The sequence below is a fragment of the Corynebacterium sp. Marseille-P4321 genome, assembly GCF_903645305.1.
Classification (GTDB): Bacteria; Actinomycetota; Actinomycetes; order Mycobacteriales; family Mycobacteriaceae; genus Corynebacterium.
The window spans coordinates 658,972-674,717 of the sequence record NZ_CAHJXO010000001.1 but is presented as its reverse complement, the minus strand read 5'-3'; the positions used below and the strand labels follow the sequence as shown (position 1 = coordinate 674,717).

Annotated in this window: 17 protein-coding genes; 7 read left to right on the top strand and 10 right to left on the bottom strand. The window is 64.5% G+C overall.

The window, feature by feature from the left end; genetic code table 11:
- Window positions 1-60: 60 nt before the first annotated feature.
- Complete coding sequence (locus tag HWX32_RS02965; RefSeq protein ID WP_175934651.1) at window positions 61-489, top strand: hypothetical protein; 429 nt, start codon at window positions 61-63, stop codon at window positions 487-489.
- A gap of 23 nt (window positions 490-512) precedes the next feature.
- On the opposite strand, the gene HWX32_RS02960 is transcribed toward HWX32_RS02965, so the two are convergent.
- Entirely contained in the window at window positions 513-1,103 is a 591-nt protein-coding gene (locus HWX32_RS02960) for a MazG nucleotide pyrophosphohydrolase domain-containing protein (protein ID WP_075468834.1), read from the bottom strand.
- 52 nt (window positions 1,104-1,155) lie between these two features.
- Between HWX32_RS02960 and HWX32_RS02955 the strand changes: the two genes are divergently transcribed.
- Window positions 1,156-1,821, top strand: a complete 666-nt coding sequence (locus HWX32_RS02955) for a hypothetical protein (RefSeq protein WP_254868241.1) — start codon at window positions 1,156-1,158, stop codon at window positions 1,819-1,821.
- A 28-nt stretch (window positions 1,822-1,849) separates the two neighbouring features.
- Here the strand turns inward: HWX32_RS02955 and dnaG are convergent, their stop codons facing one another.
- Window positions 1,850-3,757, bottom strand: coding sequence for a DNA primase (gene dnaG / locus HWX32_RS02950; protein WP_175934650.1), 1,908 nt, complete (start codon window positions 3,755-3,757; stop codon window positions 1,850-1,852).
- A 70-nt stretch (window positions 3,758-3,827) separates the two neighbouring features.
- On the opposite strand from dnaG, the gene HWX32_RS02945 reads away from it, so the two are divergent.
- Both HWX32_RS02945 and HWX32_RS02940 read left to right on the top strand, forming a co-directional pair.
- Complete coding sequence (locus HWX32_RS02945) at window positions 3,828-4,214, top strand: ribonuclease domain-containing protein (protein WP_242648304.1); 387 nt, start codon at window positions 3,828-3,830, stop codon at window positions 4,212-4,214.
- Entirely contained in the window at window positions 4,207-4,470 is a 264-nt protein-coding gene (locus HWX32_RS02940; RefSeq protein WP_175934649.1) for a hypothetical protein, read from the top strand. The genes HWX32_RS02945 and HWX32_RS02940 overlap by 8 nt, the downstream gene beginning before the upstream one ends.
- On the opposite strand, the gene HWX32_RS02935 is transcribed toward HWX32_RS02940, so the two are convergent.
- Entirely contained in the window at window positions 4,467-5,756 is a 1,290-nt protein-coding gene (locus tag HWX32_RS02935) for a deoxyguanosinetriphosphate triphosphohydrolase (RefSeq protein ID WP_254868240.1), read from the bottom strand. The genes HWX32_RS02940 and HWX32_RS02935 overlap by 4 nt on opposite strands.
- 70 nt (window positions 5,757-5,826) lie before the next feature.
- Between HWX32_RS02935 and HWX32_RS11295 the strand changes: the two genes are divergently transcribed.
- Window positions 5,827-7,860, top strand: a complete 2,034-nt coding sequence (locus HWX32_RS11295) for a TPM domain-containing protein (RefSeq protein WP_175934647.1) — start codon at window positions 5,827-5,829, stop codon at window positions 7,858-7,860.
- 70 nt (window positions 7,861-7,930) lie between these two features.
- Here the strand turns inward: HWX32_RS11295 and HWX32_RS02925 are convergent, their stop codons facing one another.
- From HWX32_RS02925 to HWX32_RS02915, 3 genes are read right to left on the bottom strand one after another with little or no spacing between them, the layout of a single operon-like run.
- Entirely contained in the window at window positions 7,931-8,512 is a 582-nt protein-coding gene (locus HWX32_RS02925) for a hypothetical protein (protein ID WP_075468839.1), read from the bottom strand.
- Entirely contained in the window at window positions 8,509-9,015 is a 507-nt protein-coding gene (locus HWX32_RS02920; RefSeq protein WP_075468840.1) for a hypothetical protein, read from the bottom strand. Before HWX32_RS02920 ends, HWX32_RS02925 begins: the two co-directional genes overlap by 4 nt.
- On the bottom strand, window positions 9,016-10,398 hold the full coding sequence (locus HWX32_RS02915) for a glycine--tRNA ligase (RefSeq protein ID WP_175934646.1): 1,383 nt from the start codon (window positions 10,396-10,398) through the stop codon (window positions 9,016-9,018). It abuts the gene before it with no gap.
- A 264-nt stretch (window positions 10,399-10,662) separates the two neighbouring features.
- On the opposite strand from HWX32_RS02915, the gene HWX32_RS02910 reads away from it, so the two are divergent.
- Together HWX32_RS02910 and HWX32_RS02905 are read left to right on the top strand one after the other, a co-directional pair.
- Window positions 10,663-11,133 carry a helix-turn-helix transcriptional regulator gene (locus HWX32_RS02910; RefSeq protein ID WP_175934645.1) on the top strand — a complete coding sequence of 157 codons (471 nt, stop codon included), beginning with the start codon at window positions 10,663-10,665 and terminating at the stop codon, window positions 11,131-11,133.
- A 33-nt stretch (window positions 11,134-11,166) separates the two neighbouring features.
- Window positions 11,167-11,628, top strand: coding sequence for a Fur family transcriptional regulator (locus HWX32_RS02905; protein ID WP_075468843.1), 462 nt, complete (start codon window positions 11,167-11,169; stop codon window positions 11,626-11,628).
- Here HWX32_RS02905 and HWX32_RS02900 read toward each other — a convergent pair.
- The 4 genes from HWX32_RS02900 to HWX32_RS02885 all read right to left on the bottom strand — a co-directional run bounded on the left by HWX32_RS02900 (window position 11,625) and on the right by HWX32_RS02885 (window position 15,717).
- Window positions 11,625-12,389: an isoprenyl transferase gene (locus tag HWX32_RS02900; RefSeq protein ID WP_175934644.1), complete on the bottom strand. Its 765-nt coding sequence runs from the start codon at window positions 12,387-12,389 to the stop codon at window positions 11,625-11,627. The two genes, HWX32_RS02905 and HWX32_RS02900, sit on opposite strands and share 4 nt — an antisense overlap.
- Before the next feature lie 8 nt (window positions 12,390-12,397).
- Complete coding sequence (gene recO, locus HWX32_RS02895; protein ID WP_175934643.1) at window positions 12,398-13,138, bottom strand: DNA repair protein RecO; 741 nt, start codon at window positions 13,136-13,138, stop codon at window positions 12,398-12,400.
- Window positions 13,128-14,171 (bottom strand): GTPase Era, encoded by a 1,044-nt coding sequence (era, locus tag HWX32_RS02890; protein WP_082259889.1) that lies wholly within the window; start codon window positions 14,169-14,171, stop codon window positions 13,128-13,130. The genes recO and era overlap by 11 nt, the downstream gene beginning before the upstream one ends.
- A gap of 259 nt (window positions 14,172-14,430) precedes the next feature.
- On the bottom strand, window positions 14,431-15,717 hold the full coding sequence (locus HWX32_RS02885; protein ID WP_175934642.1) for an ATP/GTP-binding protein: 1,287 nt from the start codon (window positions 15,715-15,717) through the stop codon (window positions 14,431-14,433).
- Between the last annotated feature and the right edge of the window lie 29 nt (window positions 15,718-15,746).

Below are 15,746 nucleotides of genomic sequence, written 5' to 3'. Positions count from 1 at the left end.
TGGTGTGGAGCTGTCCTATACACCCGTATGCCACCCTCAATGCCCACAAGGAGCGTTTCCATGCGCCGCAACCGTCTCGTCGCCGCAGCTCTCGCGGCCACAACCGCCCTGACCACCCTCGTCGCGCCTGCCGCCCAGGCCGCCCCCACTGCCTCCCAGCTCGCCAGCCTGGTGAAGCTGGCCAACGGCAACATTGCCACCGCCAACTGCGACGTCCTGCGCGTCACCCTCCGCGGCGCAGGCCTTGCGGGCGCAAACACCACCCGCGGCCAGCTGGTGGGCACCCTCAACGACGTCATCGGCCAGGACGCGGCGCTGCGTCTGGTCACCGCTTCCACCGTCGGCGCCCTCGGCGACCGCGCCGTTGCGTGCGGCATTGTGAAGCCGGACCCGGTCACCCCAATGGATCAGGCCATCAAGCTCAGCTCGCAGCTGTCCTCCCAAGCGGGCTTGCCGCAGCTTCGCGACGTCCTGCCGGCTGTACGCTAGCCGCCCTGTATTAACGTCCCCTATTAACTTCCCCGCTTCTCGCGCGCCTTCCCCTCGGCCCACAGCCTGTCTTGTGTGGCTTTGTCCACCGTCCCGGTGGATCCATCAAAGAGGTAGGGGGCGCGCGATCGCATTTTCGCCACAAACGCGGCTGCCACGTCCGCAAAGTCGAACGCGCCACGCTCCGCGGCGATCTCGGCATGGAAGAGTACTTGCAAGAGCAAATCTGAGAGCTCCTTCTTCAACTCCTCGTCCGAGCCGCCGGAGGTAATCACCTCGGCAACCTCCGCGGCCTCCTCCTCTAAGAACGGCAGCAACGATTCGTGCGTCATCGCCCGTTCCCACTCGCCGCGCCGTCGCGCCTCGCCCATCACGCGCACAGCTTCGGCGACCGGGTCGGAAAGGGTGGGGGCGGTGAGAAGCGGAGCTCCGTCGATAAGCAATTGTTCCACCTCAGGCCGCGTAATGTCTGTGGTGACCACCGCCTGCGCCCCGTCAGGTGCGAACAGCCTGCGCACCGAATCTGCGACCTCCTCCGTGCACACCGCGTGGCGCCCCACCCATGCGGCGGGGATAGAGTCAGGAAAGCGGGCGTCGAGCAGCAGCACATTCATCACGCCGGGCCAGGGTAGGGACCGTCAGCCTGTTTCTGGGATGATGGGGCGCATGAACAACATTGGGAACAACATTGTGAACAACATTGTGGAAGCACTCGAAGCCATCAACCCCACCCCGCAGGACGTGCTCGGTGACACCGCCACCTTCTCCCCCATCCGCTGGAAAACCGGCTGGCCGCACCACCTGCGCCGCGTCCCTCCCTTCCGTGACGACGCTACCGCCTCCATCACCCGCTCCGAGGTGTTCGACTTCGCCGCCGACGTTCGCGAATCCGGCTTCGCCCGCGAGCAGATCATCGACTTCCTCGGCGCATGCTTCGGCTACACCGCAGGCCAGAGCAACGACGTCATGCAGCTTCAGGCCCTGCTGCGCAACAAAGGCAAAGCAGCACAGCTTCTCGCCGCAATCCGCAAGCTTGAGGGGCAATCGCCTATCGACGCCTACACGTCCCTGACCAACACCGGCCTCGCACCGAAGTATGCCTCCGCCGTGGCCTACTTCATCGCCGGACAGCAGGAAGAAGGCGAAGCGGACAAGCCGGTGATCATCTGCTCCAAGCGCGCCGAGGCCGCCAGCATCGACACCACCGGAGACTGGAGTGGGGAGCAGTACGGCGAATACCTCAACACGCTGCGCGAGGCCCGTGATGCTTTCGATGCCTCGTTGCCGCTGGACGCGGTGGAGTGGGCCGTGCGCAAGCACGCTGACAACTAACCCTGGGTTTTCGGCTTTGGGTGCGGGCTCAGCGGTTTCCGCGGAACGCCCTGTCGTTAAGCTCCCGGCGCGCCTGCTCGAGCGCGACCAGATCGGAGAAGAGGGCGTTGTACGCTTCCTCGTCGTCCGAGGGGCGCATCCGCTGGAGCTGGGCCTTGAGCTGCGCGATCTGGTCGCCGACGCGCGTTTCCTGCAGGCGGGACAGCACAGAATCGGCGTAAACGTCGAGGTCGTCGGCGTGAATCGGCTCGACCGCGAGCTCCGAGACGAAGTTGCGGCCCGCCACATCGCGCATCTCCCCCGCCACGGCCGCGAGCCACGTCGCTGGCTCGGGGGCCGCCGCCGCACCTCCGGCTTCGGTGATCGCTTCGCGAACTTGGCGGTACGCGTCGTTGGTAAACCCGTCCGGGTTGATGCCGTCGAAGTAGTTGCCTGCCTTCGCCGGGTGCTGCAGCGCGATCTTCAACGCTTCCCGTTGCGGCCACAGCACAGGGTCGTGCGGGTTGGGCGCCACGAGCATCGCTTGCTGGCGCCCAGCGTTTCCGCCGGCTGCCGGATCCGCTTCCCTGATAGAGCGAGCCACGCGTTTTTCCTGCTTCGGCTTCTTCGCCTCGGCGCGCACCTGCTCGAGCACCTCGTCCGGGTTCGGCCAACCAATCCAGCCCGCCAGTCGTCGCGCGTATTCCTGCTGCAGCACCTTGTCTGGAATGGACGCCACCACAGGCACGGTGCGCTTGAGCGCTTGCACGCGCCCCTCCGCGGTGTCCAGTGAGTAATCCTGCAGCAGCGCCTCGATGACGAACTCGTAGACCGGCACGCGCGATGCCACGAGGTCTCGCACAGCCGCGTCACCGCGTGCGAGACGCAAATCGCACGGGTCCATCCCCTCCGGCGCCACCGCGACGAACGACTGCGCCCCGAACTCTGAATCCGTTTTGAAGGCGCGCATTGCGGCCTTCTGCCCCGCCTCGTCGCCGTCGAAGGTGTAGATCAGCTCGCCGCGGAAAAAGTTGTCGTCCAGCATGAGGCGGCGGATCAGGCTCATGTGTTCCTTGCCGAAGGCCGTGCCGCAGGTGGCCACCGCCGTCTTCACCCCGGCCGCGTGCATGGCCATCACGTCGGTGTAGCCCTCCACCACGACGGTTTGGTGGCCTTCGGCGATGTGTTTTTTCGCCTTGTCGATGCCGAAGAGCACCTTGGACTTGTGATACAGCATCGTGTCCTGGGTGTTCATGTACTTACCCATTGGGTCATCGTCGAAAAGCTTGCGCGCGCCGAAGCCGATAGTATTACCTGCCGCGTCCTTGATCGGCCAGATCAAGCGACGCCGGAACTTGTCTATCGGGCCGCGCTTGCCCTGCGAGGATATACCCGCGTCGATGAGCTCCTGGACATCGAAGCCTTTTCGCAGCAAATGCTTCGTCAGCGTGTCCCAGCCGTCCGGGGCATAACCGCACTCAAAATCATGGATGAGCTCCTTCGAAAACCCGCGGCCAAGCAAAAACTCGCGCCCCGGCTGCGCCTGCGGCGTTTCGAGCTGTTCCATGTAGAACTCGTGCGCCGCCTTGTTTACCGCAAGCAAGCGCTGGCGCGTGCCAGGCTTCACGTCGCGCGCACCGGTGGACCCGCCCTGGTAGTTGATGTGGTAGCCGATGTGGTCTGCCACGGCCTCAACCGCTTCGGGGAAGGTGAGCTGTTCCATCTCCATCATGAAGCTGAACACGTCGCCGCCCTTGCCCGTGGAGAAGCAATGGTAGTAGCCGTGCTCGGGGCGGACATGGAACGACGGCGTCTTTTCGTCCTTGAAGGGCGAAAGGCCTTTCAACGAGTCGTATCCGGCAGGTTTGAGCTGCACGTACTCGCCCACGATTTCGTCGAGCGGCGCGCGTTCACGGATCGCCTGGATGTCGCTCTCCGGAATTCTGCCCCTTGCCATGGATGCAACAATAGCGTGTGCAAAGATACGGGCCATGAGACGAGTGCTGGCAGCCGCAGTTGCCTGCCTAATGCTGGGCGGTTGCGCCGCGCCGCAAGGGCCCGCTGCACCGAATGCGTCAAGCTCCAACTCGACGGCTCCAAGCACCCCGGCGAGCAGCTCCGGCTTGCCGGCGTGCACGTCGCTGCCGGCCGAGGCGCACGAGACTATTGAGCGCATCGAGCAGGGCGGGCCGTATCCTTACCCCGATAACGACGACAAGCGGTTCGGCAACTACGAGCAATTGCTTCCCGACGAGCCGTCCGGCTACTACCGCGAATACACCGTAGACACCCCGGGTCTGCACCACCGCGGCGCGCGCCGGATTGTCACCGGCGGCGGTGCCGACGGGGATGTAGACGTTTGGTACTACACCGCCGACCACTACGAGAGCTTCTGCGAGGTGAACGATGCATAGCTACGGCTACGGGCGTAGGCGCAACCCAATCCTCATCACGTCCCCGGTAAGTGACGTCGCTGAGCTAAGCGCCGCGATTTCCGCCGCGGTGTTTGGCCGCGAGCGCCCCGCCCCACGCAACCTCGATGGTCTTGCGGACCTGTTGCGCGAAGTGGGCACGGCGAAAGTAGTGGTCTCGGACTGGTGCATTGACGACGATCGCACGCGCATGGTGCTGCAGGTCTTCGCCGACGTCGGCGTCGAACTCGTGCGCTAGTAGTAGCCGGTGAAGGCGGAAGCTTTCTTCGCGGTGCGCTCGAGGCGCGATTCCGTCATGGACGCAATCTGGTCCACGATCACACGTTCCTGTTCCGCGTCGCTTTCAGCCTGCGCGAACCACTCCTGGAACATGGTGTCCAACGTGCCCGGGGCACCCGCGCGCAGATACTCGTGGACGCGGTAGATGCGGTCGCGTTGCCTATCCTGGCGCGCCAAGTGCGCAGGAACGTCCATGACGTAGAGCACCGCCACCGTTTTCAGTAGGCGCACCTCAGCCTCCATGTCGGAGGGCACAACGAGGGAGCCGTGTTGCCGGCCGAGACCGCCACCAGAGTGCGAACCGTTGCTCAGGACTTGGTTCGCCTCGTCCTCGCGCGTCGCCTGAGTCACCGCGCCGACGTAGCGTCCCACCAGCTGGGAGGTGAGCTGCTTCAACCCAGCCCAACTGCTGAGGGCATAGTCGAAGTCCGCGGCGGCCGCGATGGCGGGCATGGCACGGAGGCGATCGGCGGCGTCGATAAGCGAATCAGCGGTGCCTCCGAAAGCCGCGGCCCCCTTGTCCGCCAGAGCCGCCAACTCCACGAAGTCCCACAACACCTTCAGCGATACACGGCCGGAGACAATGCCGTCTTCGACGTCGTGAACGGAGTAGGCGATGTCGTCGGAGAAGTCCATTACCTGCGCCTCCATCGGCGGGGCGCCGTCGGTGTGGCCCTCGCGAGCCCATGCGAGGATGTGCGCGTCTTCGTCATAGGCCGAATACTTGCGGTTCAGCGAACCGTCCGGGTTGGTGCGAGTAACGGGGTACTTACACGCCGCGTCGAGGGAGGCGCGGGTGAGGTTGAGGCCGTACGAGGAACCGTCGATAAGCACTTTCGGCTCCAACCTCGCCAGAATGCGCAACGTCTGCGCATTGCCCTCAAAGCCATCAGCCGCGACCTCGTTGAGCGCCACCTCGCCGTTGTGGCCATAGGGCGGGTGGCCGATGTCGTGCGTGAGTCCGGCCATCTCGCACAGGTCGGGGTCTAAGCCCAGGCCCGAGCCGATGGAACGGGCGATTTGGGCGACCTCCAGCGAGTGCGTCAGGCGCGTGCGCGGAGTGTCGCCGTCGCGGGGCCCGACCACCTGAGTCTTGTCCGCCAACCGGCGTAACGCGGCCGAGTGCAACACGCGGGCGCGATCGCGCGCGAACGCACCACGGTTGTCTTCACCCGGGGCGACCTGGGCACCTTTCTCGCCCTCGGTGGCGCGGCGGGCAACGTCGGCGGCATCGTAGCTGTACACGTTGACCAAGGGTAAACGCTCCCGCACACAAAACGGCCCAGCGACTGCCCGAAGGGCTACCCTAGGGGACATGAATACGCGCGCATTTCGTCTGCTCGCCGCCGCGCCCCTGGCCGCTGGCGGCTTCGCATTATCGGCCGCACCAGGGGCCGTCGCGACTGTCATCGATAACGCCGACGCCCCGGTGGTGGTCGCCCAGGCAACCGCCACCAAGGTAGGCGTGGAACCCGGCCTGCTCACCCAGCCCGTGACCGACGAGGCTGGGGTGCTGTCCTCCGGCGAGCGCTCGGAGATCGAGACGGCGATTCAGGACTACGGCTCGTCCCATGGCAAGTCCATCCGAGTGGTGTTTTTGAGTTCGTTCGGCGATTACACCCCCGATTCGTGGATGGATAACGCGAAAGGCGCCAACGGGCCGAACACCGCAATCATTGCGATCTCGCCGGACGAGCGGGCGTACAGCGTCGGCGCTGGCGACCAGTGGACGCAGGCCGAGGTGGACCGCATGGATCAGGCCGCCTACGGGCAGTTGACCGACCTGAACTGGTCGCAGGCGGCGCTCAACGCGATCGATGCGGCGGGCAGGTCCGGTTCAGGTTCGGGCTCCGGCGACGGCGGCTCGGGGGCTGGCTGGGCACTCGGCGGCCTAGGCGTTGCCGCGGTTGCAGGTGGCGGCATTTACGCCGCTACCCGCCGCAACTCGAAGCAGACGCAGCAGAAACAGCTGGAGTCCGCGAAGGCGCTCGACCCGGGCGACACGGATTCCCTAGGCCGGCTGCCTACGGCCACGCTCGAGCAGGTGGCTCGCGACGCGCTGGTTTCGGCGGACGAGTCCATCACCCGCGGTAAAGAAGAGTTGGCCCTGGCCTCCAGCGAGTTCGGCGCGGAGCGCGTCCGCCCGTTCACCTCCGCGATGAACCAGGCGACCTCCACCCTGCAGCGCGCGTTCAACACGCACCAGAAGCTTTACGACGCAATCCCGGAAACCGAGCCGGAGAAGCGTGCCATGCTGGTGGACATCATCTCCTCCTCCGGTAAGGCGGAGGAAGCGCTGAACGCGCGGACCCAGGAGTTCAATGAGATGCGCGGCGTGCTCATGCGCGCACCGGAGGAAGTGGACAAGATCCTCGCGCGCACCGTGGACATCCGCGCGCGCCTCGAACCCGCGCAGCACACGCTCGACGGGCTGAAGGCGAACTACGACGCGGAGATGCTCTCCTCCGTCGTGGACAACGTGGATCTCGCCCGCGCGTCCCTCGACGAGGCGGAGAAGGCGCTCGGCGAGGCCCGCCAGATTGCCGCGCAACCGGCCGGGCGACAGGGTGCACTCATCGATATCCTGTCTGGCGCTTCCCACGCAGTGGAGGTCTCTGACACCAACCTGAAGGCCATCGAGCGCGCGGGGGAAAACATCCGTTTGGCGCAGTCCAACTTGCCTGCGCTCATCCGCGAGATTGAGGGCGAGCTGCAGGAAATCGAGCAGGTCAAGACAGCAACGAAGCAGGGCGCGCGTATCGACGTCGCTTCGCTGGATGCCCTCTCCGATCGGGCACGCACCCGCTTGAACGCGATTGGCAACCGCCAGGAGACCGACCCGCTCGCGGTGTACGAGGAGCTCACCGCTCTTGATGCTGAGATCGACGCGGCCCTGGACACGGCCAAGGGAGTGGCTGGCGATCAGTCGCGCGCACTGCAGCTTTTCGACCAGCAGATGCAGGTGGCAACCGCCCAGATTCAGCGTGCTGAGGACCTCATCCGTTCGCGTGGCCGCATCATCGGCTCGCACGCCCGCACGCTGCTCAACGAGGCGAAGCGCCAATACGCGCAGGCCCACCAGCTGCGTGTGCGCGACACCCGCGGCGCGATCGAAATGGCACGCACCGCCACGAACACCGCGCGCCGTGCGGAGAAAGCTGCGGACGACGACGTGCGCCGCTACCAGGCCGCGCGCAACCGCCAGACCGCGGACACGATGGCTCGCGCCATGCTGTGGGGCGCGATCCTCGGCGGCGGCAGAGGCGGCGGCTACGGCGGCGGATTCTCCGGCGGCGGCGGCGGAGGTTTCTCCGGCGGCGGCCCAGCCAACCGCGGCGGCACCTTCTAGCCCTAGACGCGTTGAAAGCCCGGGAGCAAAACTCCCGGGCTTTTGTGCTGCGAAGCCAGCGTTTGAAGGCCTAGTACAGCGTCCGGCGAGAGGGCGTGTCCACAAAGGTCAGCGCCCAGGAAATGAACACCAGGTCCAACGCCACCGGGTCGTCGAAGGCCACGACAGGGCTAAGCTCCAAGTCCCCGGTTGCTTTACCTGCGGTGCGTGCCACGACGGCGCTCGCGTTCGGGTCGGCCGCGATGCCGCCCAGTTCAGCCGCGTCTGGGCTCGGCTCGGTGTGGGCGTAGGTGCCCGGCGCGTTCGTGGCCGAGATGTCGTAATCCGGCCCCGTGCTACCGAACGCTTCAAGGTTCACCGCGCGGATCTCGCGGCGCGAAGAAAAAATGGAGGCGAAAGAATCCGCGATAACGCGGTTCGCAATGTAGGTGCGTTCTCCGCAGTTCGCGGTGTACCGGGTCACCGTGATACTGGTTTTACGCAACGCGTACTCTTCGCCGGTACCGGTGTGCACCGCGCGGTAATGGGTCGGACGGGGCGAGACCACGCGCAGGGTGTGCTCGCCGAAGGTGATCGAATCGTCCGAGGACTCTGCGATGACGGGATGGGAAGCCACGGAGTCGTCGATAAGCGATGTGCCCTGCCAAATCATAGAAGCACCACCGCGACGACAAACAGCGAAAGGAACACCAAAAACCCAATGAGCGCGTTGGAGTTGAGCATCTTGCGGGCCTCCAACACCTCGCGGGTGACCCACGCGAGGCCAGCGACCTGGGTGAGCGGTAAGTCGGTCTCGCCCTCGAACTCCAGAATCGCTTTGCGCACTCCGTTGTGGTCCTGGGTGAACTGAGCGACTTTGTTGCCCGCCGCGTCGTCGACGATCCACTCCTTCGACGTCTCCGGCACAAGTGAGTAGCGCTGGCCCTCGATAACCACCTCGACGGGCTCCGCGCGCGTGAAACGGCCCGTGGCGCGAACGATCTCCTCACCACCACGGGTGGCCACCGCGCCGGAATCCGGAACGGCATTGAGCTCCCAGACCTCGCCGCCGACCTCGGCGCGCTCGTGTGTGAACCGGCCGAGCACCTCAGGCCCGGCCTCCGCGAGCAGCTTCGGCGCGTCGCGGTCCGTGCGGTCCCAGCTGACGTAATGCATTTAGCAGCCCACCAGGCGTGCGGCGAGGTAGCTCTCCAGCTCGGCCAGCGGCACGCGCTCCTGCTCCATCGTGTCGCGCTCGCGGACGGTGACAGCCTGGTCCTCGAGGGTGTCGAAGTCGTAGGTCACGCAGAACGGCGTACCCGTCTCGTCCTGGCGACGGTAGCGGCGACCGATCGCGCCGGAGGTATCGTAATCCACGTTCCAGTGCTTGCGCAGCTGGGCCGCGAGCTCCTCCGCGGGACCGGAAAGCTCCGGCTTCTTCGACAGCGGCAACACCGCAACCTTGACAGGGGCAAGGCGACGGTCCAAACGCAACACGACGCGGGTGTCCGTGCCGCCCTTGGAGTTTGGAACCTCCTCCTCGTCGTACGCGTCGATGAGGAACGCCATCATTGCGCGGCCCAGGCCCGCGGCCGGCTCGATGCAGTACGGGATCCAGCGCTCACCTGCCTCCTGGTCGAAGTAGGACAGATCCTCACCGGAGGCCTCCGCGTGCGTCTTCAGGTCGTAGTCCGTGCGGTTCGCCACGCCCTCCAACTCGCCCCACTTCGAACCAGTGAAGCCGAAGGCGTACTCGATGTCCACGGTGCGCTTGGAGTAGTGCGACAGCTTCTCCTGCGGGTGCTCGTAGAGTCGCAGGTTCTCCGGATCGATGCCCAAGTCGACATACCAGTTAAAGCGGTTGTCAATCCAGTACTGGTGCCACTCTTCGTCCGTGCCAGGCTTGACGAAGAACTCCATCTCCATCTGCTCGAACTCACGGGTGCGGAAGATGAAGTTGCCCGGGGTGATCTCGTTGCGGAAGCTCTTACCGGTGTTCGCGATGCCGAACGGCGGCTTCAAGCGCGCCGAGGTCATCACGTTCTTGAAGTTCACGAAGATGCCCTGGGCGGTCTCCGGGCGCAGGTAGTGCAGGCCTTCCTTGTCGTCTACAGGGCCGAGGTACGTCTTCATCAGGCCGGAGAAGGCGCGCGGCTCGGTCCAGTTGCCCGGCTGGCCCGTCTCCGGGTCGTTGATGTCGGCCAGGCCGTTCGCTGGCGGGTGGCCGTGCTTCTCCTCGTACGCCTCCAGCAGGTGGTCGGCGCGGTAGCGCTTGTGGGTGTACAGCGACTCCACCAGCGGGTCGGTGAACACCGCCACGTGGCCGGATGCCTCCCACACCTTCGGCGGAAGAATGACGGAGGTATCCACGCCGACCGTGTCAGGGCGGGAGGTCACCATGTGCTTCCACCACTGGCGCTTCAGGTTTTCCTTAAGCTCCACGCCCAGCGGGCCGTAGTCCCATGCCGAGCGGGTGCCACCGTAAATCTCGCCCGCAGGATACACCAGACCGCGGCGCTTGCAGAGGTTAACTACGGTATCGATCTTGCTGGCTGGCATCAAAAACTCCTGGGTGTACAACGTGTCGCGGCAAGGGCCGCATTTACGGCACATAGTCTAGCCAATCGCCCCACGCGCACCGCGGGGACACCCACGGTGCGAAACAAAGGGGATCGAGCGGGCAGAACCTAAAAAATCAATTTCTTTCCTGAAAATTTGGACAGAGGTCCGAGCCGGACTGGTTGTTTGGGTATTGTGTGCCATAACCATTACCCACCTGCTCTAACACCGGCCCGCAGGGGAAAGCGAAGGAAGGAAGGCGCCATGAGCGAGCACCCCGCTCTTGCACCCGCCGACCTGAAGCACGCCGCGGAACTGGTGAAGGTGCTCGACTCGCTCACCCGGTTGGAAATCCTGCTGCTGCTTGATTCCGGGGACCGGGTGGTGCACGAACTCGTGGCCGAACTGCGCAAATCGCAACCTTTGATCTCGCAGCATCTGCGTGTACTGCGCAAAGCGGGCCTGGTCTCGGCACACCGCACAGGGCGTGAGGTGACGTATTCGTTGGCGCAGTCGGGCGTGATTGACATCATCCACAGGCTGGCGAAGCTCGAAGAATCTCAGTCGGCAGAGCAGCGCGACGACCTTGAACAGCGCCGAAGCGCCCGCGCAAGCTCGGAAACCAGCGCAGAATCCAGTGTTGCTGGCGCAGCCATCGTAGACCCGCCCGCAGCGTGGCGTCCAGAGACCGACCCCGGGCTCGTCCCGCACACTCCCCGCCCGCAGCGCGATTAGCCACAGCCAAGCGCGACGCTAGACTCTGCCGGTATGAGCACCAACCGTCGCACCCCGCAGCAGCCCCGGCCCGTGCCCAAGCTGGGCCCTCGGATGACCCGCCAGCGCGCGGCGGTGGTTGAGGTCCTGCGCGACATGGACAAGTTCGCCTCGGCGAAAAACATCCACGACGCACTCACACACCGCGACGAGAAAGTCGGCCTCACCACGGTGTACCGCACGTTGCAATCGCTCGCCGACGTCGGCGCCGTCGACGTCCTCCACTCCCCCGATGGAGAAACCCTCTACCGCGACTGCCTCACCGGCCACCACCACCATCACCTCGTGTGCGCGGACTGCGGCCGCAGCGAAGAGATCGAGGGCGGCCCAGTGGAAAAGTGGGCCGAGTTAGTCGCCGAGCGCTTCGGATACGAGCTCATCGGGCACGACGCAGAAGTGTACGGCGTGTGCCGCGCCTGCCAGGCGACGCGGCAAAAAGCACGCGAGCACGCTTAAGAGCTTTCGAACTTATCGACGGCTCCGCCAAAGCGCCTGTCTCTCTTCGCGTACGCCAAGACAGCGTCGAAAAGCTGCTGCTTTCCGAAATCCGGAAACAGTGTGTCCTGGAACACCATCTCCGCGTACGCGGACTGCCACAGCAGGAAGTTCGAGGTGCGCTGCTCGCCGGACGGGCGCAGGAACAGGTCCACATCCGGCATGTCCGGCCGGTAAAGGTAGCGCGCGAATGTTTCTTCGTCGATGGAGGACGGGGTGATGTTGCCCGCCAGGATATCGTCGACAAGCAATCGTGCACCGTCGGCGATCTCCGCACGACCGCCGTAATTCACGCACATGGCGAGTGTGAGCCCGGTGTTGTCGCGCGTGAGTTCCTCCGCAACCTCAAGCTCCTTGATCACGCTCGCCCACAGTCTGGGACGACGCCCCGCCCACACCACCCGAACATTCTTCGCGTGAAGCTCGTCGCGGCGACGGCGTAGCACATCGCGCGAGAACCCCATGAGGAAGTTCACCTCGCTGGGACTGCGGCGCCAGTTCTCCGTGGAAAACGCGTACGCCGACAACCACTCCACACCGCCGAGCTCGATGCAGGCGTCAACGCACTCCATCAGCTTCGCCTCGCCGGCCTTGTGGCCCTCCGTGCGCTTGAGCCCCTGCTGCTGCGCCCACCGGCCGTTGCCATCCATCACCAGCGCGATGTGTTTCGGGATGAACTGCGGGTCGATCTGCGGCACGCGCGGCGAATTCGGCTGGGTCATGCGCCTTATTATGCCTGCTCCATAATCTTGAGCGCCTTGAGACCACTCTCCAGGTTGAACTGCACGTGCGCCGCTGTGAGCCGGTGAATCTGCGCGGCGCGCTCTGCCCCAACCGGATGCCCGTGCTGCAACAGCCACATCTCGTGCAGCGTCTCCGGATCCACGTCCGCACTACCCGGCGGGCGGCAATTCGTGCATACTGCCCCGCCCACGGCCGCGTTGAAGGCCTTGTGCGGGCCCGGGGCCTGGCAGTTCGCGCAATGAAACAGGCTCAACCCCCACCCGGCATGCTCGGTGGCTTTCAGGATGAACGCGTCGAGCACCAGTGTTGGATGCCCGCCGCGCTCCAGTGCGCCGAGCGCCTCGCGCACGAGGGCGAACAGCTCCGGATCGGCCTCCGCGAAGGCGAGCTTCTCGGCCGTTTCCATCACAGCGCAGGCGGCGGTGTAGCGCTCAAAATCGCCCGTGAGCTTGTGCCCGTAGTACGTCACCGTGTCGGCCCCGGTGATGGTGGCCAGCCCGCTCGCCCTGCCCGGGTAAACCTGCACGTCAATGTCTACGAAAGGCTGCAGGCGGGAGCCGAAGCGCGACTTCGCCTTGCGCACGCCCTTTGCCACCCCGCGAACCAGTCCGTGCTCGCGCGTGAGCAGCACGACCACCCTGTCCGCCTCTGCGAAATCGTAGGTGCGCACCACGAATGCGCGGTCGCGCCAACTCGGACGCGACCCCCGGCGCGGGCTAGAAGCCAAGCCTGCCCAACGCCTTCGGGTCTTGCTGCCAGTTCTTTAAAATCTTCACGCGCACATCCAGGTACACGTTCTGGCCGACGAGCTCGATGATCTGGCGGCGCGCCCGGTGCACAATGCCGCTCAGGCGGCGCCCGTCGGGGCCTTCGATGATGCGTTTCTGGCCCGGGCGTTCAAGGTAGAGCACCGCGTAGATCATCATGCGCTCCGGGTTGTCCGGATCCGGGTGCATCTCGTCGATCTGTACGGCGACGGAGTGCGGCAGCTCGTCGCGAAGCCCCTGCAATGCCTCTTCGCGGATGAGCTCAGCGATGCGCGTCTCTAGCTCTTCGTCTGTGGTGTGGCCCTCCGGGTAAAAGCGCGGGCCTTCCGGCAGGTGCTCCACGATGACATCTAAAAGCGTGTCGGTCTGGATTCCCGCCGTCGCGGAAACCGGGACGAGCTCCGAGCCCTCGCCGAGCAGCTCCTGCAGTTCGAGCAGGCGCTCGCCGACGGTGTCCTTCGGCGTCTTATCTAGCTTGGTCACCACACCAATGATCGGCGTGTTCGGCTTCGTAGCCCGGATCTGCTCCAGGATGTAGCGGTCGCCGGGGCCGATCTTCTCGTCCGCCGGCACCGTGAAACCGATGACGTCCACGTCGGCGAAGGTGTCTTTCACCACGTCGTTAAGCCGCTCGCCGAGCAGAGTGCGCGGGCGGTGGATACCGGGCGTGTCCACCACGATCACCTGCGCGTCGTCGCGGTTGATCACGCCGCGGATCGGGTGGCGGGTAGTCTCCGGCTGGTCCGCCATGATCGCGATCTTCTCGCCCACCAGCGCGTTGGTCAGCGTGGACTTGCCCGTGTTCGGGCGGCCGACGAAGCTTACGAAGCCCGACTTAAATCCCTCCGGGGTGGCGGTGAAGCCGCCGGCGTCGGGGCGCGGCTCGCCGTCGGCGAAGGCGTTCGCGTCTGCGGGCAGGTCCGCCTCGTCCGGGAAGTCGGGAAAGTCGGGGAATGCAGCTGGGTCGTTCGCGTCGGTCGGGTTGGTGCTCATGGTGGGCGATTCTACGTGGGCTTGTGAACCAGCCGTATTTAGCGCCGCCGACCGGAACGACGTTGAAACTCCTCTGCTATCAAGTTTGCCGCAGTTGATCCACTCGGCCCGTACGTATCTGGGGGCACACACTTCACATTTGCTGACGCGGTAACGAACGCACCCACTGGGAAGTCTGATGAGATGTGCTTCCGGTTAGCAGTGCAGGCCATCGTTTTCGATTCCCCGCTGGTTTTCTTCGGTTCCGTCCCACACTCCCTCACCCCGTTGCGATGATATCGCGAACCACCGCGGCGAGAGGTTCCGCCGAGACAAACGGCTTCGCGTTATACACGCCCTGCATGTAGCGCCGCTCGACGTTGTTGGATGAACGCACATCGTATTCGTCCAGTGCCACGAGCTCCGAGGCGCCGCCGACCTTTTCCACGAGCCAAGTCTCGTTGGCAGGAACAACCGGCGAAGGATGGTTGCCGAGCACCGTGATGTCGTGCGTGGTGTAAACAATCTGCGCGCCGAGTGTGTTGATCTCGGTGTTGGCGAACAGCTCGATGAGCAGTCTTACTAGATCGGGGTGCAGGCTCGAATCCAACTCGTCGACCAGCAAGACACCACCGCGGGTCAGGCAGTACATTGCGGGAATGACAAGGTCGAGCCAGTTCTTGGTGCCCTCGGATTCCTCGGTCTCAGACAGGCTCATCTCTTCTCCGTCGATCACGTGGACAAATTCGAGTTGGCGGAAGAGTTCTTCGACATCGGAAGAACGGATTACCACCGCGTTGTCGTTGCCAGCGGTCGCTTCCTCGATTTTTCGCATAACCAACCGGACTTCTTCCGGGACCTCGTGCTCGTTGATGCTCAACCCCGCAATGCCTAAGTCCGCGGCCTGGAGAGCAACATGGCTCATCTTGAACCAGCGAGGGTCGTGCGCAATGACATCGACAAGCCAGCGGTGCCGATTCACTCGATCCATTTCCGCAGGAAGGATGGTCATCACTTGCTCTTCCCACCACTGTGCAGCTGCGTAGTAAGGCCCCCGGTTCTTCACGCCGCCCCACGCGGACAGGGTGAGTGTCCACGGCAGAAGGAATTGCTCGATGTTCTCTTGCGCCGGTGCGGGAATTTGGCAGCTGGGGCCGAACTCAATCTCGTTGGCGATGCGCCGGAAAATGAGTTTCCACCGGCCTTTGTCGGCCGCCCGAAGCAACTCGGATTCAACACCCGAGTCGCCCAACACGCATTCCCATTCGTACCGGACCCCCTCGACGACATACTCGACCGAAAAACCAGTCGGCTCCTCCGCAGCAGGCGCGAACGGGTCGCGCAAGATACGCAGATTCTGCTCACGTAATGACCACCGCACCGCCTCGGAGATCAGCGATACAGCCCGAAGAATGTTGCTTTTACCAGCGGCGTTGGGGCCGATGATCGCTGCTTGACGGTGGGTCGCCGCATTCCAGTCCCCGTCTTTCGGGCGCAGAGTCTGAAAAGAGCGCTGTTGCATATCGAGCACAGCCCGGTCGCGAAACGACCTGTAGTTCTCCAGCACGAGAGAAAGTAACATACTTAGATATTAGA